At 58.3% G+C, this 22,866-nt stretch carries 23 protein-coding genes; 8 read left to right on the plus strand and 15 right to left on the minus strand.

The genetic code is table 11. The features are described from left to right. Positions 1 to 49: 49 nt before the first annotated feature. Genes JFT81_RS06530 through JFT81_RS06560 form a run of 7 tightly spaced genes read right to left on the minus strand, consistent with a single transcriptional unit; the run spans position 50 to position 8,391 of the window. Positions 50 to 1,096 carry an acyltransferase gene (locus JFT81_RS06530; RefSeq protein ID WP_201226583.1) on the minus strand — a complete coding sequence of 349 codons (1,047 nt, stop codon included), beginning with the start codon at positions 1,094 to 1,096 and terminating at the stop codon, positions 50 to 52. A gap of 12 nt (positions 1,097 to 1,108) precedes the next feature. After that, entirely contained in the window at positions 1,109 to 2,212 is a 1,104-nt protein-coding gene (locus JFT81_RS06535; protein WP_201226584.1) for a hypothetical protein, read from the minus strand. Further along, a complete protein-coding gene (locus JFT81_RS06540; protein ID WP_201226585.1) occupies positions 2,203 to 3,435 on the minus strand; it encodes a phosphoribosylaminoimidazole carboxylase in 1,233 nt (410 codons plus the stop codon). Before JFT81_RS06540 ends, JFT81_RS06535 begins: the two co-directional genes overlap by 10 nt. After that, entirely contained in the window at positions 3,432 to 4,544 is a 1,113-nt protein-coding gene (locus JFT81_RS06545; RefSeq protein ID WP_201204923.1) for a polysaccharide pyruvyl transferase family protein, read from the minus strand. Before JFT81_RS06545 ends, JFT81_RS06540 begins: the two co-directional genes overlap by 4 nt. A gap of 15 nt (positions 4,545 to 4,559) precedes the next feature. Continuing rightward, positions 4,560 to 5,642 (minus strand): glycosyltransferase family 4 protein, encoded by a 1,083-nt coding sequence (locus tag JFT81_RS06550; RefSeq protein ID WP_201204925.1) that lies wholly within the window; start codon positions 5,640 to 5,642, stop codon positions 4,560 to 4,562. 40 nt (positions 5,643 to 5,682) lie between these two features. Beyond that, positions 5,683 to 7,911, minus strand: a complete 2,229-nt coding sequence (locus JFT81_RS06555) for a polysaccharide biosynthesis tyrosine autokinase (RefSeq protein ID WP_201226586.1) — start codon at positions 7,909 to 7,911, stop codon at positions 5,683 to 5,685. Positions 7,912 to 7,950: 39 nt separating this feature from the next. Further along, positions 7,951 to 8,391: a low molecular weight protein-tyrosine-phosphatase gene (locus JFT81_RS06560; RefSeq protein WP_201226587.1), complete on the minus strand. Its 441-nt coding sequence runs from the start codon at positions 8,389 to 8,391 to the stop codon at positions 7,951 to 7,953. Between the two features lie 293 nt (positions 8,392 to 8,684). Here JFT81_RS06560 and JFT81_RS06565 point away from each other — a divergent pair, with 293 nt between their 5' ends. Both JFT81_RS06565 and tal read left to right on the plus strand, forming a co-directional pair. After that, positions 8,685 to 9,641, plus strand: a complete 957-nt coding sequence (locus JFT81_RS06565; RefSeq protein WP_201226588.1) for a cellulase family glycosylhydrolase — start codon at positions 8,685 to 8,687, stop codon at positions 9,639 to 9,641. 202 nt (positions 9,642 to 9,843) lie between these two features. Beyond that, positions 9,844 to 10,770 carry a transaldolase gene (gene tal, locus JFT81_RS06570; RefSeq protein ID WP_201149666.1) on the plus strand — a complete coding sequence of 309 codons (927 nt, stop codon included), beginning with the start codon at positions 9,844 to 9,846 and terminating at the stop codon, positions 10,768 to 10,770. A 197-nt stretch (positions 10,771 to 10,967) separates the two neighbouring features. Here the strand turns inward: tal and rssC are convergent, their stop codons facing one another. Together rssC and rssB are read right to left on the minus strand one after the other, a co-directional pair. After that, on the minus strand, positions 10,968 to 11,450 hold the full coding sequence (gene rssC / locus JFT81_RS06575) for an anti-sigma factor antagonist RssC (protein ID WP_042560140.1): 483 nt from the start codon (positions 11,448 to 11,450) through the stop codon (positions 10,968 to 10,970). Next, entirely contained in the window at positions 11,450 to 12,631 is a 1,182-nt protein-coding gene (gene rssB, locus JFT81_RS06580; protein WP_201149668.1) for a two-component system response regulator RssB, read from the minus strand. Before rssB ends, rssC begins: the two co-directional genes overlap by 1 nt. 275 nt (positions 12,632 to 12,906) lie before the next feature. Between rssB and JFT81_RS06585 the strand changes: the two genes are divergently transcribed. Next, positions 12,907 to 13,206, plus strand: coding sequence for a PilZ domain-containing protein (locus JFT81_RS06585; protein WP_201226589.1), 300 nt, complete (start codon positions 12,907 to 12,909; stop codon positions 13,204 to 13,206). A 54-nt stretch (positions 13,207 to 13,260) separates the two neighbouring features. Here JFT81_RS06585 and JFT81_RS06590 read toward each other — a convergent pair whose 3' ends face one another. Beyond that, positions 13,261 to 13,950 (minus strand): VacJ family lipoprotein, encoded by a 690-nt coding sequence (locus JFT81_RS06590; protein WP_201226590.1) that lies wholly within the window; start codon positions 13,948 to 13,950, stop codon positions 13,261 to 13,263. 184 nt (positions 13,951 to 14,134) lie between these two features. Between JFT81_RS06590 and JFT81_RS06595 the strand changes: the two genes are divergently transcribed. Continuing rightward, on the plus strand, positions 14,135 to 14,755 hold the full coding sequence (locus JFT81_RS06595; RefSeq protein WP_201226591.1) for an HAD family phosphatase: 621 nt from the start codon (positions 14,135 to 14,137) through the stop codon (positions 14,753 to 14,755). A 108-nt stretch (positions 14,756 to 14,863) separates the two neighbouring features. Then, on the plus strand, positions 14,864 to 15,127 hold the full coding sequence (locus tag JFT81_RS06600) for a DUF4404 family protein (RefSeq protein ID WP_201149674.1): 264 nt from the start codon (positions 14,864 to 14,866) through the stop codon (positions 15,125 to 15,127). 84 nt (positions 15,128 to 15,211) lie between these two features. On the opposite strand, the gene queF is transcribed toward JFT81_RS06600, so the two are convergent. Together queF and JFT81_RS06610 are read right to left on the minus strand one after the other, a co-directional pair. Then, positions 15,212 to 16,042: an NADPH-dependent 7-cyano-7-deazaguanine reductase QueF gene (queF, locus tag JFT81_RS06605; protein WP_201226592.1), complete on the minus strand. Its 831-nt coding sequence runs from the start codon at positions 16,040 to 16,042 to the stop codon at positions 15,212 to 15,214. 61 nt (positions 16,043 to 16,103) lie between these two features. Continuing rightward, positions 16,104 to 16,637, minus strand: a complete 534-nt coding sequence (locus JFT81_RS06610; RefSeq protein WP_201226593.1) for a cupredoxin family protein — start codon at positions 16,635 to 16,637, stop codon at positions 16,104 to 16,106. Between the two features lie 153 nt (positions 16,638 to 16,790). Here JFT81_RS06610 and JFT81_RS06615 point away from each other — a divergent pair, with 153 nt between their 5' ends. After that, positions 16,791 to 17,471 (plus strand): heavy metal response regulator transcription factor, encoded by a 681-nt coding sequence (locus JFT81_RS06615; protein WP_201226594.1) that lies wholly within the window; start codon positions 16,791 to 16,793, stop codon positions 17,469 to 17,471. Continuing rightward, positions 17,471 to 18,820 carry a heavy metal sensor histidine kinase gene (locus tag JFT81_RS06620; RefSeq protein ID WP_201226595.1) on the plus strand — a complete coding sequence of 450 codons (1,350 nt, stop codon included), beginning with the start codon at positions 17,471 to 17,473 and terminating at the stop codon, positions 18,818 to 18,820. Before JFT81_RS06615 ends, JFT81_RS06620 begins: the two co-directional genes overlap by 1 nt. 108 nt (positions 18,821 to 18,928) lie before the next feature. Here the strand turns inward: JFT81_RS06620 and JFT81_RS06625 are convergent, their stop codons facing one another. The 3 genes from JFT81_RS06625 to JFT81_RS06635 all read right to left on the minus strand — a co-directional run bounded on the left by JFT81_RS06625 (position 18,929) and on the right by JFT81_RS06635 (position 22,178). Further along, entirely contained in the window at positions 18,929 to 20,173 is a 1,245-nt protein-coding gene (locus JFT81_RS06625; protein WP_201226596.1) for a lipoprotein-releasing ABC transporter permease subunit, read from the minus strand. 63 nt (positions 20,174 to 20,236) lie between these two features. Then, complete coding sequence (gene lolD / locus JFT81_RS06630; RefSeq protein ID WP_201226597.1) at positions 20,237 to 20,920, minus strand: lipoprotein-releasing ABC transporter ATP-binding protein LolD; 684 nt, start codon at positions 20,918 to 20,920, stop codon at positions 20,237 to 20,239. Between the two features lie 7 nt (positions 20,921 to 20,927). Continuing rightward, positions 20,928 to 22,178 (minus strand): lipoprotein-releasing ABC transporter permease subunit, encoded by a 1,251-nt coding sequence (locus JFT81_RS06635; RefSeq protein ID WP_201226598.1) that lies wholly within the window; start codon positions 22,176 to 22,178, stop codon positions 20,928 to 20,930. Positions 22,179 to 22,272: 94 nt separating this feature from the next. On the opposite strand from JFT81_RS06635, the gene JFT81_RS06640 reads away from it, so the two are divergent. Beyond that, entirely contained in the window at positions 22,273 to 22,854 is a 582-nt protein-coding gene (locus JFT81_RS06640) for a PilZ domain-containing protein (protein ID WP_201226599.1), read from the plus strand. The last annotated feature ends 12 nt before the right edge of the window (positions 22,855 to 22,866 follow it).

Below are 22,866 nucleotides of genomic sequence, written 5' to 3' on the forward strand. Positions count from 1 at the left end.
CTGTGCAAGTCACACCATCCCCGTGGGAGCGAGCCTGCTCGCGAAGCTTTTAGCTGTTTTGCGTCTGCACCACCGGAACGATGGGCGTCGCCGATTTTCTGCTTGCCGCGCGCTCGCCGAGGAACAGCACCGAGGTGAAGTTGAAGCGACTGAAGATCAGCGACAGCACCACCGGCCCCAGCAGGCCGAAGGTCAAGCCGCCCAACACCAGCAGGCTTTCATCCTTTATGCCTAAACGCCCCAGCACAAACCGCGACGTCGCGGCGAACAGCACGTGGAACAGGAAAATCGCATAGGAATACCCACCGAGCCAGGTCAGCGCCTTCGAGCGCATATCACTCGACAGCAAAGCGATGCACGACACGCACCCCACGGTCAGGCCGATCAGGCTGCGACGATCAACAATCAATTCACGATCAATCGCCGCCACATACAACAGCGTCAGTGAAATCAACACAAACACCAGCGGCCCGATCACTTTGAACCGCTGTTTCAAAGCGTCGACGTTCTCCTGCCCAATCATTCCCGCGACAAAAAACGGCAGCAGATAGACGGCGCCATTAATCCCGAACGCGTCGAACTTGAAGGGCGGCAGCAGAAACAGTACCGCTGCAAAAACGAACAACCCATACAAGCGTGTTGCCGAACGCAGCATCCCGCGCCATTCCAGCAGCCCGACGAACATGAAAATGATGAACACCGCCTGCAAGAACCAGAAGTGGTTGATCGGCAGCCAAAACGACAACAACGCGTCGATCACGCCGACATCCTTGTTCACCCCGGGCCCCACCGCCTGCAACACCGAGAACGGCACACCGACGCAAAACAACGGCACAATCAAACGCCGCACCTTGCCGCTGAAAAACGCGGAAAAGTCATTGCCGCGAATTTTGTAGATGGAATAGATGTACCCGGAAATAAAGGTGAACAGCGGCATGCGCACGTACACCATCGAATCGGCGATCACCCGGAACGGCGAGCCGATATCGATCTTCAAACCACCGCCCAACGGCCCGATGACGTGATAGAGCACCAGCAGCAGGCACGCCAGGCCGCGCAGGGTTTCAATCTCCAGGGACTTTTTCTTGCTCGACATAAAGCACCTGCCTCAATTCAGAATTCTTGATTCAACCTGCACCGGTTTGTTCGCCCGCAACATCAATCCCAAACCGACGAACAGCACCGGCACCACCATCGAGAAGTGTCGGGCGAACGAGCCGAAATCCGGCTCGAACAAGCCTTGCACCAGCAGAAACGCCAGCGGAATCGCGATCAATTCCTTGGGTTTGGTCTGGATCGGCGCGCCCTTGTAATCGGTCGAGGTGATGACTTTGAACAGCAGCAGCGCGGTCATGATCATCAACGCAACGAAGATCACCTGGCCCGGCCCGGACAACAGAATCAGCTCCACCGGAAACGACAGCCGGAAGAAGATGATCATCGAGTCCAGCGCCTGCGAAACGAAGTCGCTGCCGCTGAGCCACGAGACAATCAACGATTTCGAGCCCTCTTCACCCGCCGTGCGCAGCTCGTTGTTGCTGGCGCGAATCGACGACACCGGAAAACCCAGCGCGAGCTGGATCGACATCGCCACGGCCAGGTAGAACAGGAACAGCATCAGGAAGAAAGTCGTGCGCGATACGTACTTCTTCATCACGCAGACGCCGACCCACGACAGTGAGAACAGAATCCAGTAGGGCCTGATCAATACACCGTAGATCACCGCCGAAAAGAAAAATCCGCCGCGATATTTGCGCGTCAACGAGCTGAGCAAAATGCTCAACACCGCGACCGACACAATGATTTCCTTGGTCAGGTTTTCCAGGAAGAACGAGCGAACGATGCCCCACAGACACAAGGTGCCGAAGATCGCCAACGGCATGCGCCGAAACACCACCACCGGAATCGCCGTGAGGAAAAAATTGCAGAACATGCCGTAGGCCCAGGCATTGGTCAGGTTGATCCCGGTGGGCCGCAGCAGGAACGCCGAACACTCGTAGGAGGAGCGATCCGGCGAGAACGGGTTCCAGAAGTTGCAGTTGTCGGCACGCGCGTAGGACGACCACAAGGTCATCGCATCCGGCCCCGGATCACGGGGGATCAGCAGCGGCATGGCCACCGACAGAAACAGCCCGGTGAAGAGGATCAGGAACGAAATCGACGAGTCGAGTTTCTTGCCTCGAAACTCGATGCACGGCAGCTTCAGGCCCATGACAGAGCGGCCTTTTTCGCAGCGGTTACACGGGTCAACACGGCAATCACGCCGAGCTGCACGATGATCGCAAAGACGTTGCCCCACGCGGCGCCATAGATCGAATAGTGCTTGATCAACACATAGCTGACGGGCACCGAGACCAGCAAGCAAATCGCTGCACTGGCCAGCGATACCCGACTGTTTTTCGAGGCAATCAATCCACCCCAGACGATGTCGCCAATCGCGCGCAAGGCAAAGGAGAAAATCAGTACGCCAAGGATCGCGTTGTCCGGGCGCGGAACGCTGGTGGCGACGTAATCGAGCACCACGTTGAAGAACAGATAAATCGCCACTGCCACCGCAGCCGACACCACCAGCGAGCGCATCACCCACTTGTTGATGAACAGTTGCTTGACCGTGAACGCTTGTTGATCGGCCTGAAAACGCTTGGCCAGTACCGGAATGCCCACCACCGCCACCACCGCATACGACAAAGCTTGCAAGGTGTTCGCCGCCGACCACGCATACACGTATTTACCGAGGCTGGCGTAGGGTTCCAGGTCGATGATCAGGAAACGCTCGGCGTACTGACTCAGCGCAATCAGCCCGGTGCCGAGATAGAACGGCAACCCGGCCTTCCACACGGTGGCCGTGGCCAAGGTGCCGGCGACGCGCCCATTGTGCACATTCACCACGATCAAATAACCGGCGATGATCACCATCACGTTCGCGGCGACCCACAACCACAAGACACTGGCGATACCCGACACCCAGCCGAGCATCATCCCGCCCACCGCCAACACCGCCCACAGGCCGGTCTTGATGAAAAACAGCAACGCACCGGCCGTGGCTTTCTGCGCGGAAAATACGAACGAGTTGATCTCGAACGACAGGTGTTCGGTGAGCAGCACCAGCGTTACACAGAGGATCAATGCAGCGGTCGCTTCAACTGTCTGGAACAGCGAATAAATCAGCACCGTCACCACCGACAGCACTAGCCCCACGGCCAGGTACAGCAGCAGGACTTTGTCGACGACCCGGCGCGAACTGCCGCCCACGCTGATCAACCGATTGATCTCGGAACTGAAGCCGACGCTGTAGAACTTCGAGGCGATCAGCGAAGCCGCGACCACTACGCCATAAAAGCCCAAGGCCTCATAACCGAGGTAATGAGTGATCGCCAACACCAGCAAAAACTTCGCGCCCAAGGCTCCGCCGCGAAGCAACAGCCGAAATATCATCGAACGACACCTTTGATGATGTCGTCCATGGCCACGGTTTTCGCTTCGATCTCACGGCAGGTATCGGTCAGGCGCTGGCCGAAATTCGACAGCGCATTCGGCGCGTAAACCGTGTTGATGATGGTGTCGACATTGATGTCGCCGCCGTTGATCACCCAGTCTTCTACGCCCATGTCCTGATAGGCGCCGAAGCCTTTGCGCTCATAGCTGATGTGGTACGCCGGCACGCCCGACAGCAGCGATTCGATAGCGCCGTGCAGCCGCACGGAGATCACCAGATCCGGCTGATATTTGGCAATCGTCGCCTTCAACGACAGCAAATCTTCAGTAATGCCCAGCTCGCGATAAAACGCGCCGTCATCGTTGCCGCGCACCGCGCTTTGTACGGCGCAGACCACTTTGCTTTTGTCCTTCAGGCGCTGCAGCAGCACCTTCAGGTTGGCGACATAGGCGAGCTTCTTTTCCTTGCTCCACTCCGGCGGCTTGCGCAGCACCACGCACACCGTTGCTGGTGACGAGGCGCAGCGGGTGAACTTGGGTTGCTGAAGAATTTTACTCGCCAGCGACTGCACCGCCAGATCCGGCGCGCGGTAGACGTTTTCACAGGCGTCGAAGATCGCCGAGGAACGATTGTCGCGCACGAACACCGCATCAGCGTTGGCGTAGTGCTCGACGATCTTGCTGCTCTCGCCGTGGAACGGGCCGATGCTTTGCGGCAGATACACCGACGGCACTTTGCTGAGGATCGCGGTTTCCAGTTGCTTGGCGTGGCCGAGTTTCAATTTGATGTGCTCGAAGGCGCTTTTCGAGCGCATGTAGCCGCCGCCGACGCCGACGATCAAATCGGTTTTCTTCAACAGATCGGCAAGGCCAGCGTAGGACTGGTTGAGAAACACCGCCTGCTTGACCCGGCCCAAACCCTTGGCCGCCATCACTGGCGCGTCAAAACGCGGATGCGGCAAGTAACTGAAAGAATCTGGATCGGAGGCCACGACACTGATCGCGGTGTCCTCACCAAAATTGCGCTGCACCAAGGCAATCGCCAGATCGACGAGCAGGCCGTCACCGGAGTTGGACGCACTGTAGCCATGCAAAATCGTTACGTTCATAAGCTTGAGTTCTACTTAATAAGTGGGGGCGCAATACAGGTCGTAGGTCTGGCGAATCATCAACGCGGCGCTGAAACGTTCGCGGACGATGCTGCGACCTTCGTTGCCGAGGTCGAGCAAGCGCGGCTTCTGGATTTTCGCCAGCACATCGGCCAGCGCCTGGTGATCGCCGGAGGGAAAGACATAGCCGGACACTTCGTTGGTGACCAACTCGGGCAGCGACGTGCAATTGCTCGCGATCACCGGCAAGCCCATGGCCATGCCTTCGAGCGGCACCATGGCAAACCCTTCCCAGCGACTCGGCACGATCAACGCATCGGCTTTTTGGTACAGCGCCTGCACTTCGCTCGGCGTGACCCACGGCAAATATTCAACCGCGGCCATCGGTGGACACTCGACCGAATCTTCATTGACCGCGCTGCCCACCACCGTCAGTTTCAGGTCGTTGCGCTGCACCTTGGCGAACGCCTTGAGCAACACGTCGAAGCCTTTCTGATAATCGAGACGGCCGACGAACAGCAGATGAATCGGCTCGGGGCTGCTGGCTTTCGGCGCGTCATCCTTGCGATGGATGCCGTTGTAAATCAGCTTCATGCGCTTGCGCTCGATGCCGAAACGCGCGGCTTTATCGAGCTCGTACTGGCTGACGCAAATGATCACGTCGGTGACTTTCTGCAGCACTCGCTCGATCCACGCATAGACTTTCTGCTTGATCGGCGAGCTTTCCATCAGGAATGAAAATGCATGCGGGCAGTAGACGATTTTCGGCTTGCGCCACGGGCGCAACAGCACGCACACGCAACGCCCGATCACCCCGGAAAAGGTGCTGTGCAGATGCACCACATCGGGTTTTTCCTTGAGCATCACCTGGGTCAGACGCCAGGCGAAGCGCAGCAGCGACGGCACATTGCGCCCGGTGCGAGCGAAGGTGCGGATCTGCTGCGCTTCGATGCCGTGCAGCTCTTTTTCCTGATCCTGCGGGACCAGATACACCAGCTCGTAGTTCGCCGCGTCGCCCTCGGGGGACGCCGATATCGTGCGAATAACGGTCGCGACGCCACCTTTGATCGTCTCGGCCACGTGCAGTATTTTTTTCACAAATCACCCACTTCAAACAGGAAAAAACAGTCGCTGACAGTCAGGATTTGTCGGACGCGTATTCGTAGTTGTAATAGCCGTAGCCGCCATTGCCGTAATAGCTCGCGGCACGCTTCTCGACGCCGTTGAACACTGCGCCTTTCAACTCGATGCCGTTCTGCGCGAAGCGGCGGATGGTCAATTCGATCTCCTTGGCCGGGTTCACCCCGAAGCGTGTGACGATCAGGCTGATGCCGGCTTCACGGCCAACAATCGCTGCATCGGTCACGGCCAGCAGCGGCGGCGTATCGATGATCACCAGGTCGTACATTTCGCTGAGTTGCGCCAGCAGCTCGCGGAAGTTGGCGTGCATCAGCAGCTCGGACGGGTTGGGCGGCACCTGACCACGGCTGATGAAGTGCAAATTGTCGACTTCGACGCGGTTGATTGCCTGCTCGATGCTGCAACGCTTGACCAGCAGATCGGACAAACCGTTGGTGATCGGCGTGTTGAGGGTTTTGTGCAGATGACCTTTGCGCATGTCGGCATCGATCAGCACCACGCGCTGACCACTTTGCGCCATCACCGCAGCGAGGTTGGAAGACACGAATGTCTTGCCGACCTGCGGGCTCGGCCCGGAAATCATGATGCGGTTGTTGGTCGAATCGAGCCCGGCGAAATGCAGGCACGTGCGCAGGCTGCGAATCGACTCGATGGACAAATCCGTCGGGTTGCGCAGCGCCAACAGATACGCCGGTTTATCGACACCGTCACGGGCGCGACCTTTTTTGCTGTCCTCTTCCTGCTGCAACGCGCTGTAGGGAATCGACGCGTACACCGGCAAGCCCAGTTGCTCAATGGCTTCGGGGCCTTCGAGGCCGCGACTCAGGGATTTGCGCAGCAGCACCAGCGCCACGCCAATGAAAGCGCCGAGCAGCGTTGCGATCAGCACGATCAAGGCTTTTTTCGGTTTGACCGGGCTGGTCAGGTCGACGTCCGCAGTGTCGATCAGGCGCACGTTGCCCACCGCACCGGCGCGGATGATGTCGAGTTCCTGGGACTTGTTCAGCAATTGCGTGTAGATCTGCGAGGCGACTTCAACGTCGCGGGTCAGGTTAAGCAATTCCTGTTGCGTGGCGGGCAGATCACCGACCTTGCCTTCCAGCGACTTCTGCTGCTGGACCAATTCACCGAGCTGGCTCATCAGTGCGCGATAGGCCGGGTGCTGTTTGGTGAACTTGCGATCCATCTCCGCCTGCTGCATTTTCAGCTCGGAAATCCGCGTTTCCAGCGCTACGGACTGGCCGAGCACCGATTGCGTTTCCAACGAGATGTTCACGGTCTTGCCGTGGGTCTGATAGGCGTTGAGCGCATCGCTGGCCTTGGCCAGATCACGCTTGACCTGCGGCAATTGGCTTTGCAGGAAGGCCAGGCTCTGGGCGGCTTCGGCTGAAGTGCGTCGTACATTCTGATCAACGTACAGCGACGCGATCTTGTTGAGAATCTTCACCGCTTCCGCAGCATCACTGCTGGCCAGGGCCAGACGAATGATCCCCGACTCCTTGCCCTGTTCGGAAATATCCAGCGCGTCCTGATACCCCTGAATGGTCACGATCCGTGGATTGCGCACCACTTCGAAACGGGTGCCGGGGTTAGCCAGTAACTGGGTGATTTGCCCTTCTACGCCGTCCTGCGCGAACGCTTCACCGACGACGCCGTCGACCAGCAGGTTGTCGTTGTCATCGAGCAACTGGAAGCGCTTCTGTTCACCCGCAATCAGGGTGAGTTTCTTGCCCAGCAGTTCTTTGGGCAGATTGAGCCGGGCAAATTCCAGACGCTCACCGCCCCAGGCGTAACTGCTCAGGCCGAAGCGCGGCGCGGCGACGCTGGTATCGGTTTCGCCGCGGTAACGCCGGGCGAGAAAGCCACCGATGACCGGGAACGTGTTGGGCGTGACATCGATATCCAGGCGCAGGTCGTCAACGGTTTTACCGATGACGGCGCGGGACTTGATGATGCCGATTTCGGTCACCGATGGCGATTGGCCGCCGAGCATGCTGTTGAGGTCGGAGAACCCGAGCATGTCGTTCTTTTTCGGTTCGACCTGCACCAGCGCGTTCGCCAGGTACACCGGCGTCGCCAGAACGGCATAGGCAACACCGGTGACCATAAAGGCCCCGGTCAATGCGCCGATCAACCACTTCTGATCGATCAGACTGCCAAATATGCCGAGCAGATCAATACTGTCTTGATCGTTGTCACGGGTGCCGATTACGGACGGTAACTGCATAAGTCTGTTCTTACCATTCATTGATCTGAAGAATATTCATCAACGCGCCAAGCGTTGCGCCCATGAGCTGACAGCATCTTCAATCAATGCATGGGCATGAATAAAAGCGGCCTTGCCTTGACGATACGGATCTTGTATTTCGCGCTCGCTTTGCCACTTGCCGAGTAGAAACACTTTGCCCCTCGCGTGAGAGGCAATCTTCAATACTTGATTTACATGCTGTTTTTCCATGACCAGAATCAAGTCCGAGTCATTGATGATGTCCGAGGTCAGTTGCCGCGCCTGGAACGCTTCGGCACAGTGTCCGTGGTTTTCGAGAACTGCGCGGGCCGAAGCCTCGACGCCCTCGCCGACTCTGGCCGACAGGCCCGCAGAGGACACCGTGATTGCCGAGGCACCCAGCGCATTACGCAACAACAGTTCTGCCGTCGGACTTCGGCATATATTGCCCACGCAAACAACAAGGATCTTTCTGAACAAGGTTTTACTTTCCTCTGTCATGTCAAACGGCCAACATCCCGAGGGCATTTGAATGAACCCTCAAGATCTTCCTGCACTCAGAAATAGATTCGCCCTGTTAGTACCGGAGCATTAAGTACCACAGCGTTTAAAAGCCCCCCAACCACAATTAGCGGACTAAAAATAACTGTGATTTTCAGCTGTTTGATTTCCGACAAAAAATAACATTCGTGCACTAAGTGCCATCATCCCTATCGAAACTTGGGTAACGAGATATTTGTTCGTAGTTGTCACTTCTCTTCGGGAGAGCAGACATGAAATCAGTCCATCTCAAAAAACTCGGCGCGCTGGCGCTGATGGTGCTGGGTGCAACGACTCAGGTGCACGCCAGCGAAACGTTTCCCAACCTTCCGGCCAAGAACATCGGCGTTCAGGTGAAGATTCAGAACTTCTCTGCCGCTGACGCCGCGCAAATCAAATCGGCAGGCTTCGGTTTTGTACGCTTCGGCGTGTGGAGTGACAGCCTGAGTGCCAAGGCTTATCAGAAACAGGTCAGCGATGCGTTTGCAGCGGCCCAGTCTGCGGGCCTGCCGGTCTTGCTGACGGTCCGTGCGATCAAACCGTTGCCCGCAACCTCAAGCGCCGAGCTGGCCACCGCCGGGGAAGGCTTCGCTAAAGCCGTGACAGGGCTGCAGCAGTCGTACAGCGAGCAACTGGTAGCGATCGAGCTTTGGAATGAGCCCGACCTGGAAACGTACTGGCCGACACGCAATTTCGACACGACGTTTGTGCCGTTCATGAGCGGCGTGTGCAAGACCCTGCAGGAGCAACCACAATCGACCCCGGTGATCGGTTACGGCTTCGCCCGTCCACCCAGCGCTGGTTCAGCGTCCACCGTGGCGCTGAGCCGCATCGTCAGCGAATACCCCAAATGCTTGAACGCCGTGTCCTATCACCCGTATGGCATGACGGCCACGCAGATCAGTAATGCGCAGAACTTCATTCAGCAAAACTTTCATCTGCCGGGGGTGATCAGTGAATGGGGCATCTCGGCGCTCGCGTCCAACGGCGGCGCTGAAGGGCAAGCGAGCAAGATCGACGCGTTTATCGGCGATGTTAAAAAACTCAAGATCCCGCTGACCTCCATCTATGAATGGAAAAACAGTGATACGGGCAGTAATGATCGCGAGAAGAACTTCGGCCTGCTGACCTCTGACGGCCAGCCGAAACCGGCACGCCTGTCGGTCGAAGCCCTGTTGAACGCCGAATAGTCCCCGCGCAACCGGTCTGTACGCAGGTCGGTTGCTTTGAACCTGTTGGCGGTTTTGGCATCGTATTTATCGATAGCGCGCCCCACCTTTCAAACAATCGTTCTCAGGTTGTTGCCACAGGGGCCATCGATACACGTATGTACCCTTGAGTGGCTGTCAGCGCTCGGGTAATGTCATCAGACCCATAGGATAGAGCACGCCCATGACTTCCAAGCTGGAACAACTCAAACAGTTCACCACCGTTGTGGCCGACACCGGCGACTTCGAAGCGATCTCCCGGGTCAAACCGGTCGACGCCACCACCAACCCTTCCCTGCTGCTCAAAGCTGCAGCCATTCCGGCGTACGCCGAGCTGCTGAACGCCTGTGTCAGCGACTGCAAGGGCGATGTCGGCCTGGCCAGCGACCGTTTTGGCGTTGCGGTAGGTCAGGAAATTCTCAAAGTGATTCCGGGCCGTATCTCCACTGAAGTGGATGCGCGCCTGTCGTTCGACAAGGACGCCGTACTCAAGCGAGCGCATCGCCTGATCGAGCTGTACGACAAGGCCGGCATTGGCCGCGACCGCGTACTGATCAAGATCGCCTCGACCTGGGAAGGTATTCGCGCTGCTGAAGTGCTGGAGAAGGAAGGCATTCAGACCAACCTGACCTTGCTGTTCTCCTTCGCCCAGGCCGCCGCCTGCGCCGATGCCGGCGTGTTCCTGATTTCGCCGTTCGTGGGCCGCATCTACGACTGGTACAAGAAAGCCAACGGCAACGACTACACCGGCGCTGATGATCCGGGCGTGCAGTCGGTGACACGCATCTACAACTACTACAAGGCCAATGACTACAAGACCGTGGTCATGGGCGCGAGCTTCCGCAACCTCAACCAGATCGAGCAACTGGCCGGCTGCGACCGCCTGACCATCAGCCCTGACCTGATCGACAAGCTGGCGGCCGATACTGGCAAGCTTGAGCGCAAACTGGCGCCAGGGCATGCCGGTGAAGCGCGTCTGAACCTCAACGAAGCGCAATTCCGCTGGTTGTCGAACGAAGACGCCATGGCTACCGAGAAACTGGCCGAGGGCATTCGTCAGTTTGCTCGCGACCAGGAGAAGCTTGAGGCGTTGCTGCAGGCCAAGCTGTGATTTGAGTTAGCGACATGCAAAAAGGGCGAACCTCGTGGGTTCGCCCTTTTTTGTGGCTGCTGGGAAATTCTTGGTGATCTTGCGGCCGCTTTCGCGAGCAGGCTCGCTCTCACAAGGGATCCATGATCGACGCCGCATCAGTGTGGGAGCGAGCCTGCTCGCGAAGAGGCCAGGCCAGACACCATCACTTCATAAGATCAATGTCTTTCGAGGGCATTGACCAGATCATGAAACGCTTCACGATTGGAGTCGTTCAGGCCCATGAGGATCTTGTGCGCTTCAAGCACCTTGATTCGCACAACCTCTTCCGACTGATCCTGATCCGGCAGGTCGTCCAGGCACTCCGGGCAAGGCACGGGGTGGTTGACGATATTGAACACCTGCTCGAAACCCATCGATTGCAACAGACGGGTGATGTCATCGTGGGTGGTGACGACGGTCGGCAGCAGGCCGACCTTCTGCCGCGACAGGATCGACAACTTGGCCAACAGGCCCAATGTCGTGCTGTCGATGCTGCGGGTTTCGGTCAAATCGATCACGATCGCGTTGAAATTCAACGCGGTGAAGATTTTCTCAATAGTCGCATCCAACGCCGAACACAGGGTCAGGCGAACTTCACCGACGAACTTCAGGACGAAGGTGCCATCCTGCTCGGCGAACTGGATTCTACCGGTACTCATTAAAGATTCCTGCTCAACACCAACAGGGCGATATCATCCGGCATCTCCCCTAGCGTGGCCAATCCAAACACTTGCCGCAGACCATCCAGGCTGCCGCCCGCTGACTTCACCCGCTGGGGCAAAGCAGCTTCTTTTTCTTTGAGCGTGGGTTCTGGCAAAAGGTCCAGAATGCCATCCGACATCAGCGTCAGGCTGAACGTCGGCGGCAGCTCAAGCACGTGGTCTTCGTAGGTGGCTTCATTGAAGAGCCCCACCGGCAGACCACGTCCTTCCAGATAACGAACACTGTCAGGCGTGTACAACACAGGCAACGGCAGATGGCCGCCGATGCTATAGGTCAACAAACCGGTCTCCTCGTCGATGACTCCACCGACCATTGTGACGTGTTTACCCAGCTTACAACTGATCAGCCCCCGGTTGATATGACCAAGGACTTCCGAAGGCTTGAATTCCGGCAATGTGCCGTTGCGCTTGGATTCGAACAACAGGCGCGTGGTCATGAATTTCAGCAACACGGTAACAAAGGCTGAAGAAGCGCCATGACCGGATACATCCGCCAGGTAGAACGCAACCCGGCGCTCGTCGACACGGAAGTAGTCGACAAAATCACCCGACAGGTACAGCGACGGGATGATCTGGTGAGCAAACTTGAACTCGTCAATGCTCCACGGGCTTTCCGGCAGCATGTTCATCTGCACCTGGCGACCGGCATTCTGGTCTTCCTGGAGCAGGTTCAGGCTGGCCGCGAGCTCGCGGTTGGCCTTTTCCAGCTTCTCGCGGTAGCGCTGGTTTTCCAGCAGCAGGCGCGCACGATCCAGGGCCCGACGCACAGAGTGCTCGAGCACGGCCAGATCTTCTAGAGGCTTGATCAGGTAGTCCGCCGCGCCCAGGCGCAGGGCCTCGACCGCGTCGTTCATCACACCGGCACCCGAAACGACGATCACCGGTGTTTGCGGCGACAGCTCGGTGACCTGACGGATAAGTTCGAGACCGCCCATCTGCGGCATACGCAGATCGCAGATGACCAAGTCGGGCTTGTCTTGCTCGAATACCTGAAGACCCTGTTGGCCATTGCTGGCCTGCAGGACGCTGAAACCACTGTCTTCCAAATAGGCCGCGAGGCTCGCGCGCACTACTTCGTCATCATCGATTATCAGCAGCGTGGCACTGGTTTTTGGCATGTGGGCAAACGGCGCCAGAATTAGGTTGGCGTAGTTGGCGAGGCATTAGGCCCGGCGCAGACTACTGGATTCGCTTTCTAGCCTCTCTGCTGCACCGCTTTCGAGCAATGGCTCCGAACGCGAGTGCACCAGAGGTGCCCTTCTAAGGCGCAGACGGTACTCCCATCCGCGGGGCGTTTCAAGCATGCGCCGATGGTCGCTTGACGACTTTACTTGTCAAATCACCGAGAGTTATAAGAACAGCTCAAACCGTAACCCAATGGAAGGTTGAAGCCATGAGTCAAACCGGTCGGGACTACAGCGAAAAGCGCGATTTCATCCGTATGCGGGTCGATGCCGACGTCGTGCTGATTCATGAAGGCGATCAGGTTTCTGCCGTCTGCATCGACCTCTCCAGCAGCGGCATGCAGGTCGAAGCCCCCCGGCAATTCACAGTAGGCGACCGTTTGAGCGTGCGCATCGATTCCGAACACGCAGCACTCAGCGGCCTCGAAGCCGAGACCGAAGTAGTCTGGGTCAAGGCCAAGGACGGCAATAGCCAAAGGCTTGGCCTGACCATCCTGAAGATGAAATAGCCACTCACAAAAAAGGCGACCCTGAGGTCGCCTTCCTGTTTTTACCGGTCGAGATTAAAAATCGTCTTCGACCTGACCATCCTTCACCTTGAACTCGCGGTTCTGCAGGTAAGCGTTGCGGATGAAAGTGTACTTGTCGCCGCTGATCAGCTTCTCGCTCGACAGCAGGCTGGCGCGGGTGTCGACGATGTTCAGGCCGAAGATCGAGTTACGCACTGGCACGTCGTTGATGTAGCGGTACATACCGGTGTAGCTGTCGACATACTTGGAAGGCGCATCACGCAAAGTGCTTGGGCCCATCAGCGGCAGCATCACGTACGGGCCGCTGCCGACACCCCAGTAGCCGAGGGTCTGGCCAAAGTCTTCGTCGCTGCGGTGCAGGCCCATTTTGGTGCCGACGTCGAAGAAGCCGAGCAGACCGAAGGTGGTGTTGAAGATCAGGCGCGCGGTGTCGACGCCGGCTGCTGCCGGTTTGGCCTGCAAGATGTTGTTGGCAAGGTTGGTGACATCACCGACGTTGCGGAACATGTTGTGGATGCCGTCTTCCACGAATTGCGGTGTGACGAATTCATAGCCCTGCGCCAAAGGCTTCAGTGCGTAAGTGTCGACAAAATCGTTGAACTGGAAGATTGGGCGGTTAACGCTTTCCCAAGGGTCTTCTTCCGTTGCCGCCTGAGTGGCAAACGGAGCCAGCAACAGGCCGGCACATACACAAAGCTGAGCGAGCGGATTGCTCCAGCGCATAGAAAACTCCTTGGAATTGTACTGTCGCGGGCAACGAAGCTCGCGGTTCAAGGGCGACAGTATAAGCGTAAACGGCTTTTTGGGCAGTCCACCTGAATTGTGCCTGTAGGACGCGTCCTGCGAGGCCTGTCATCCAACTGTCACTGACCAGCCCTAGCCTTGACGCTATTTCAGGGACGTCTCCATGTCACAGGCCGAAATATTGCCCCTCGCTGTGCCCAGCCTGACTGCCGTGTTGTTCGGACTCAGTGGTTGTCTGGTGGATTTTGGCGCCCGCACCCGACAGCTCACCAGCGTCTTGCCTGAACACGCCGAAGCCACTCCCGGTGCGCTGGACAGTTTGCACAGCCTGCAACGCCAGCAGATTCCCTGCGCCTGGATTGACGAACTGCCCCCTGCCCTCGCCCTGCAGCTGTCGGCTGCTTTGCCGACTTGGGTGAAACCGTCGCAACATTCAGCAACAAACAATCCATGGCCCGCCCCCAGCGCCTGTTGGCAAGCGCTGATGGGCTTGAACGTCGATCGTCTGGACGGCTGCGTCCTGGTCAGCGGTGAGCCGCGACTGCTGCAAGCCGGCCTGAATGCCGGGTTGTGGACCATTGGCCTGGCCTCATGCGGTTCACTGTGCGGCCTGGCGCCGGCCGAATGGCAGGCCTTGACGCAGAAAGAACGCGAACAGCGGCGCGGCAAGGCGACCGTGCAGTTATTTGGCCTCGGCGTGCATTCGGTGATCGATCACCTGGGCGAGCTCGACACCTGCCTGGCGGACATCAGCCTGCGTCGTTGCAAAGGCGAAAAGCCCTGATCGGGATCATGCAGGTTGAACGAGAGTGGATTAATCTAAAGGTCAGCCATAGACCTTTGGCGCGCGGCTGCGGTCAATGCCAGTGCCTCTCGATAAAAGGAAAACACCATGCCCGCCCAAGAACTGCAAAAACAGCTCGATACTCTGCGCGAGCAGCTGGATCAGAATCCACCGCTGTCGGAAGTTGAGCGCGAGGATCTGCATGCGTTGATGGCGCAGATTGAATCGGAAATAAAACTGGAAACCGCCACGCAAGATGCGAGCATCGCCGACGGCGTGAACCTGGCGGTTGATCGCTTTGAACTTGAACACCCGGCCATCGCCGGCACCCTGCGCAATATCGTCAATGCGCTGGGCAGCATGGGGATCTGATTCCCAAAATCAAAAGATCGCAGCCTGCGGCAGCTCCTACAGATATTCAATGTAGGAGCTGCCGCAGGCTGCGATTTTTTGATCTTACTGACGCACCAACCGATGGTTCGGCAGTTGCACGTTTTCGGTGCTGCGATACGGGTTGATGTCCAGACCACCGCGACGCACGTAGCGTGCAAACACCGTGAGCTTCTCAGGTTTCAGCAGCCGCTGCAGATCAAGGAAAATCCGCTCCACACACTGCTCATGGAAGTCCGAATGCTGGCGGAAGCTGACGATGTATTCCAGCAAGCTCGCATGATCCAGCGCTGAACCACGATATTCCACCACCACCGTGCCCCAATCCGGCTGACTGGTGACGGGGCAGTTGGATTTCAGCAAATGGCTGTACACCGTCTCCTCGACGATCCGCGAATCATCGCAACGCAGCAGTTCCGGACGCGGATGCGCGTAGTCGCTGACGCTGATATCCAGATCATCGATGCACACACCCGGCAGCGCCACGACGCCTTCGGCCTCAACTTCTTTGAGACTGCGAACCCGTACGCCTACCGGTTTGCCGGCAGCGGCGGACAGATCTTTGACCAGCGTCGTTTCCAGCGTGGCGATGTCGGCAAACGGCGTCTGATTCAGCGAGTTCAGGTACAGCTTGAACGACTTCGACTCGATGATGTTCGGCGAATCCGCCGGAATGCTGAATTCGCCGATGGCGACCACCGGTTTGCCGGATGGCAGCAGCCACGACAGCTCGAAGCAGTTCCAGAAATCCACACCTTTATACGGCAGGGTTTCGGCGGTCAGGCCCAGTTCGGCCCATTTCGCGGTGCGCGGAATCGGGAACAGCAAGGACGGCGTGTACGTGGCGATGTATTCGCTGGATTTGCCCAGCGGCGAATGTTCGGCTGCGGGATGCATGGCGGAAACCTGACTGAAGAATCAGCGGATTCTACCAGCCTTTGCCCGCGCCTTTGAGTGCTTACTGACTGACAGTCAGTTTGCCGACCATGCCCGCCTGATAATGACCGGGAATGTTGCAGGCAAACTCCAGACTGGTGGCCTTGCTGAAGGTCCAGGTCAACTCGGCGGTTTTGCCCGGTTCGACCAGCACGCTGTTCGGGTCGTCATGCTTCATGCCATGGCCCATCGCGCCGTGATCCATGCCCGCCATATCGTGAGGCATTTCCTTCACGCCAGTAGGCGTAAGCATGCCGCTCTGCTGCATTTGCAACATTTCCTGCTGATGTTTGGCATGCATCGCTGCGTCGCCAAGGTTGAATTCGTGCAGCAACTGACCTTTATTCACCAACACAAAGCGAATCGTCTCACCGGCCTTGATCTGAATCGCCTTCGGGTCGAACGACATATCGCCCATCACCACTTCAATACTGCGCGTGGCCTTGGCAGCCGGCGCTGGCTGGCCGAAGTCATAGGTGTGCGCTGGCGCGGCTGACACTGGCGCACTCAACGCCAACAGACATGCGGTCAAAGCCAGGGATGTGCGCAAAAACATGGTCGTACTCCAACAAGATAAGGTTCAGCCTGTGGGAAACTTTAGCCGGCCCGTGCTGGCATCCACCTGACAGGCAGATTACAACTTTGTCAGTTTGGCGCCTGGCGCCGGCTCTCACGGTATAAAGCTTTCATTCCTGCAACCGAGTCCCCCATGAAACTGTTGATCGTCGAAGACCAAGCGAAAACCGGCCAATACCTGCACCAGGGCCTGACGGAGGCCGGATTCAATACTGAGCTGGTGGCTGACGGCAACAGCGGCCAGCAACTGGCGTTGAGTGGTGAATACGCGTTGTTGATCCTCGACGTGATGCTGCCGGGGCGTAATGGCTGGCAGATTCTGCACGCGGTACGCAGCGCCGGGCTCGATACGCCGGTACTTTTTCTCACAGCCAAAGACGCTGTGGAAGACAGGGTTCATGGCCTCGAACTCGGTGCCGACGATTATCTGGTCAAACCGTTCGCCTTCTCGGAATTGCTGGCACGAGTGCGCAGCCTGTTACGTCGCGGTAGCGCCTTGCCTCAGGAAACCAGCCTGCAACTGGCTGATCTGCGTCTGGACCTGATCCGCCGCCGCGTCGAACGCTCGGGCCAGCGCATCGACTTGACCGCCAAGGAGTTCGCCCTGCTGGAGATGCTTTTGCGGCGTCAGGGTGAAGTACTACCAAAATCGCTGATTGCATCGCAGGTCTGGGACATGAATTTCGACAGCGACACCAATGTCATCGAAGTGGCGATCCGCCGTTTGCGTCTGAAAGTCGACGACGAATTCCCCAATAAACTGATCCACACCGTGCGCGGCATGGGTTACGTGCTTGAAGAGCGTTGCGCCTGATGCGCCGTTTGTCCCTGAGTTCGCGCCTGGCCCTGCTGTTTGCTGCTTGCACCGCTGTGGTTTCGCTGTTCGCCGGTATCTTGTTCAACCGCGCCAGCGAAGCGCACTTCATCGAGCTCGACCAGCAACAACTGGACGGCAAACTGATCGGCCTGCGCCGCGCCTTGCAGGATGTGCAACCCGGTGAAAGTGCCGCGAGACTGGCCGACGAACTGAGTCGTCAGGCCGATCTGTCGCTGCGCATCACCGGCAGCGACGGCCAGCGTTGGTATGACAGTTCCATTCAGATTCCTGCGAACTTGCCGCAACAGCCCGGCCTCGCGACCATCAGCAACGATGACGCCGAATACCGCGTGCTCAACGCCCCGCTCTACCCGGATAAAACCGACTCGCCGAACTTGACGTTGCTGCTCGACATCACCCATCACCAGCACTTTCTGCAACGCATGCAGCACCTGATCTGGCTGACCGTCGGCCTTTCAGCGCTGGCCACCGCATTACTCGGAGCCTGGGCCGCACGCAGTGGATTACGGCCCTTGCGGCGCATGAGCGCGGTGGCCCGTGGGATTTCCGCACATTCGCTCAACGCCCGACTGCCGGAAGCGCAAATTCCACCTGAACTTGCGGAAATGGCCCACAGCTTCAACGCCATGCTCGCCCGCCTCGACGACTCTTTTCAGCGGCTTTCGGCGTTTTCGGCCGACATCGCCCATGAACTGCGCACGCCGCTGTCGAACCTGCTGACCCACACTCAGGTCACCCTCACCCGCCCACGGCCGATCGAGGATTACCGCGAAGCGCTGCACAGCAACCTCGAAGAACTGCAATGGATGGCGCAACTGGTCAACGACATGTTGTACCTGGCCAAGGCTGACCACGGTTTGTTGATGCCCAAGCGCCAACCGCTGGAGCTGGCGGATGAAACGGATGTGTTGCTGGAATTTTTCGCGCCGCTGGCGGAGGACGCCGGGGTCACGCTGACGCGTGATGGCAATGCGCGGATCGAAGGTGACCGCAATATGTTGCGCCGCGCTTTGTCGAACCTGCTGGATAACGCGTTGCGGTTTACCCCGGCTGAGGGTTACGTGAGCTTGCGGATCGTTGATCAACCGAGCGCTGTGCGCGTTTCAGTCGAGAACAGCGGTGAGGGAATTTCTGCGGAGTTGCTGCCACGACTGTTTGACCGGTTTTATCGGGCGGATCCGGCGCGACAGGAAGGTAGCAGTGAGCATGCGGGATTGGGGTTGGCGATTACTCAGTCAATCGTCCGCGCCCATGGTGGGCAGATTCATTGCGAATCAGCAGATGGATGGACGCGGTTTGTGATTGAGTTGCCCAAGGGAGATTGAGGCCAGCAGTTCCGGCCCCTTCGCGAGCAGGCTCGCTCCCACATTGGATCTGCGTGGTTCACAAATACCCTGTGGGAGCGAGCCTGCTCGCGAAAGCGGTCTAAACGATTACGAATATCTCAGGGCGTGAGCCGGCTCGATCTTCGCCGCTCGCCACGCCGGATACACCGTCGCCAAAAAGCTCAGAATGAAACCCGCCGAGCAGATCAACAACACATCCCCGGCCTGCAATTCCGATGGCAGATTGCTGACGAAATACACGTCCGAACTGAAAATGTGTTGCCCGGTGACGCGCTCGACCCAGCCGACCATCTCACTGACATTCAGCGCGGCGATCACGCCCAGCACGCCGCCGATGATAGTGCCGACAATCCCGATCACCGTGCCCTGCACCATGAAGATCGCCATGATCTGCCGTGGCGTGGCGCCGATGGTGCGCAGGATAGCGATGTCCGCGCCTTTGTCGTTCACCACCATGATCAGGGTTGCGATGATGTTGAACGCCGCCACCGCGACGATCATCAGCAACAACAGGCCGATCATGGTTTTTTCCATCTTCATTGCGCTGAACAGGCTGCCCTGAGTATGGGTCCAGTCGTCAGCCTTGAAGTCGGCACCGAGACCGCTGGCGATGTCCGAAGAGACTTTCGGCGCAGCGTACAAGTCTTTGACGGCCAGACGCACGCTTTGCACCTGATTCGGTTCCCAGTGCTGCATGGTCGCGGCATCGGCAACGTGGATCAGGCCCATCGAGCCGTCCAGCTCTGCGCCAACCTTGAACACGCCAACCACGTTCAAGCGCTGCATGCGCGGGGTAATGCCACCCGGTGCGGTGCTGACTTCCGGCACAATCAGGGTGATCTTGTCGCCGACATTCAGGCGGAAACGCCGTGCGGTGATTTCACCGATCACCACACCGAACTCACCCGGTTTCAAGTCGTCGAGACGACCCTGCACGATGTGCTGAGCAACGATCGAGACTTTGCCTTCCTGTGCCGGATCGACGCCGCTGATCTGGATCGGCTGCATCAAGCCCTTGTAGGAGAGCATGCCTTCCATCTCGGTGAAGGGCACGGCAGCGGTCACTTCGGGATTTTTCATCGCGGCGGCGGCCACTGGCTGCCAGTCATCAATCGGCTTGACGCCAACGATGGTCGCGTGGGGCACCATGCCGAGGATGCGCGAGCTCATTTCGCGCTGGAAGCCGTTCATCACCGACAACACCACGATCATCGCCAGCACGCCAAGGGCGAGGCCGATCATCGAGGTCATCGAAATGAACGAAACAAAGCGATTGCGGCGCTTGGCTCGGGTATAGCGCGCGCCGATAAAGATCGATAACGGTCTGAACATTCGCTGGGGCACCGTATAAAAATAAAAGACCCGAAGCCTTTTCAGGCGTCGGGTTTCGACCAATCAGATAGGGGTCAAGCGACCTTCCTGCAGATGCAGGACGCGATCCATCTGACGGGCCAGGTTCATGTCGTGGGTCACCACCAGAAACGCGGTGCGCATCGAAGTGCTGAGTTCCAGCATCAAGTCCTGAATGCCCTGGGCAGTGTGCGAGTCGAGGTTGCCGGTCGGCTCGTCGAGCATCACCAGGCCCGGTTTGTTAACCAAGGCGCGGGCGATGGCCACACGTTGACGTTCACCACCGGACAATTCCGCCGGCTTGTGCTCCAGACGATGGCCCAGCCCCACCCGCTCCAGCAATGCCGTGGCGCGCTGACGGGCCTCCGGGATTGGCGTCTTGCCGATCAACAGCGGCATGCAGACGTTCTCCAGCGCAGTGAATTCCGGCAGCAAATGGTGGAACTGATAAACGAAGCCCAGCGCGCGGTTACGCAGCAGGCCACGCTTTTTCTCGCTCAACGCGGACAATTCCTCACCGTCGAGCCAGACACTGCCCGTCGTTGGCGTGTCGAGGCCGCCCAGCAGGTTGAGCAAGGTACTTTTGCCCGAACCCGAGGTGCCGACAATCGCCACACGCTCACCCGGATTCAACTCCAGTTGCAGACCGGCCAGCACTTCTACCGACTCAGGGCCTTCCTCGTAGGATTTGCCCAGGTTGCGGCAGCTCAAGATTGCTTTTTCACTCATGCCCGACTCACTCATAACGTAGCGCCTCCGCCGGCTGGGTGCGCGCGGCACGCCAGGCTGGGTACAGGGTGGCGAGGAAACTCAGAACCAACGCAGCGGCGCAGACCATGACAACGTCCTGGCTCTGCACTTGCGAGGGAAGATAATCAATGAAATACACGTCAGCATTAAGGAATTTGTGGCCGATCAGCCCTTCGAGGGCGGAGATCGCGGCGCTGACGTTAAGCGCGGCGAAAATCCCCACCACCGCGCCAATCGCCGTGCCGACCACGCCGATCACCGTGCCTTGCACCATGAACGTGCGCATGATCGTGCCCGGCGTCGCGCCCAATGTGCGCAGAATGGCGATGTCGCCCTTCTTGTCGTTCACCACCATCACCAGTGTGGAAATGATGTTGAACGCGGCAACGGCGACGATCAGCAGCAACAGCAACCCGATCATGGCTTTTTCCATGCGGATCGCCTGGTACAGATTGCCGTGGGTACGGGTCCAGTCGCGGGCGTAGTAATGATCTTCGCCGAGTTGCTGGGCGATGTTCCACGCTACACGCGGCGCCTGGAACAGGTCGTCGAACTTCAGGCGGATGCCCTGCACCTGATCAGGTTTCCAGCGGTGCATCTTCGCCAGATCCTGCAGGTTGGTGACGCCCAGATAGCCATCGAGCTCACCGGCGCCAACATGGAAAACGCCGACTACGGTGAAGCGCTTCATGCGCGGGAACATCCCGGCCGGGGTCACGCTGACTTCCGGTGCGACGAAGGTGACCTTGTCACCAATGCCCACGCCGAGCTTGGTCGCAGCCTTGTCGCCGATGACGATGCCGAAGCTGCCCGGCGTCAAATCGTCGAGTTTGCCCTGCTTCATGAAGTTGTCGATGATCGACACATTGCGCTCGAGCGCGGGGTCGATGGCATTGAGCAACACTTTGGACACCTGACCTTTATTGGTCAGCAGGCCCTGCATCTGGGTGAACGGCGCAACGGCCGTCACCTGCGGGTTCTGCTTGACCTTGGTCGCCAGGCTTTGCCAATCGTTGATCGGTTCGGTGGATTCAATGGTCGCGTGGGGCACCATGCCCAGCACGCGGGTGCGCATCTCATGATCGAAGCCGTTCATCACCGAGAGCACGACGATCATCACGACCACGCCAAGGGCGAGCCCGATCATCGAAGTCAGGGAAATGAATGACACAAAATGATTGCGACGCTTTGCACGGGTATAACGCGTGCCGATAAATACGAAGAGAGGTCTGAACATGTCGGGGCTTGTTCGGAGGGAAAAGGAACGTCCTTGTGGCGGGGGTCGATAACCAGCTTTACACTCAGACCACCGCCGCTACCATGGGTTCGCCATGTCGACATTAGATGAAGAAGATCGCCGCGAATACTACCGTATCGAGGACACGATCGCACTGGAAATTCGGCCCCTGTCCGCTCCCGAAGCCGCAGGCCAGGAAGTGTTGCAGGATGCTTCCCCACTGTTCAACCTGCTCAGCGAACTGCACCTGAGCGAATTCGAGTCGCAACACCTGTTGCGCCAGATCAGCGAGCGCGACCGGGCCATCGCCGCGTTCCTGAAATCCCAGAACAAACGTATCGACCTGCTCAGCCAGGTGGTCGCCCTGACCGTGCTGGGCCAAATTGGCGAGCCACAGCCGGTGATCATCTCTGAGGGGGGGATCGACTTTCAGCACCCGACACCGATCGCCACCGGCGCACACCTGTCGATCAAACTGGTGCTGATGCCGCAGGCGCTGGGCCTGTTGCTACGCGCCCGCGTCACCCATTGCGACCCCAAGGGCGAGGGTTACGACGTCGGCACCGAGTTCGAACACTTGACCGATGCCCAACGCCAGTTGCTTGCCCGCTATATCTTGCAGAAGCAGGCCCAGGAACGACGTCTGGCCCGCGAACAGAACGAATCTGGCATTTAAATAAGGAAGCAC

Origin of the sequence: Pseudomonas sp. TH43, from assembly GCF_016650635.1 — a bacterium.
In the GTDB taxonomy this organism is placed as follows: domain Bacteria; phylum Pseudomonadota; class Gammaproteobacteria; order Pseudomonadales; family Pseudomonadaceae; genus Aquipseudomonas.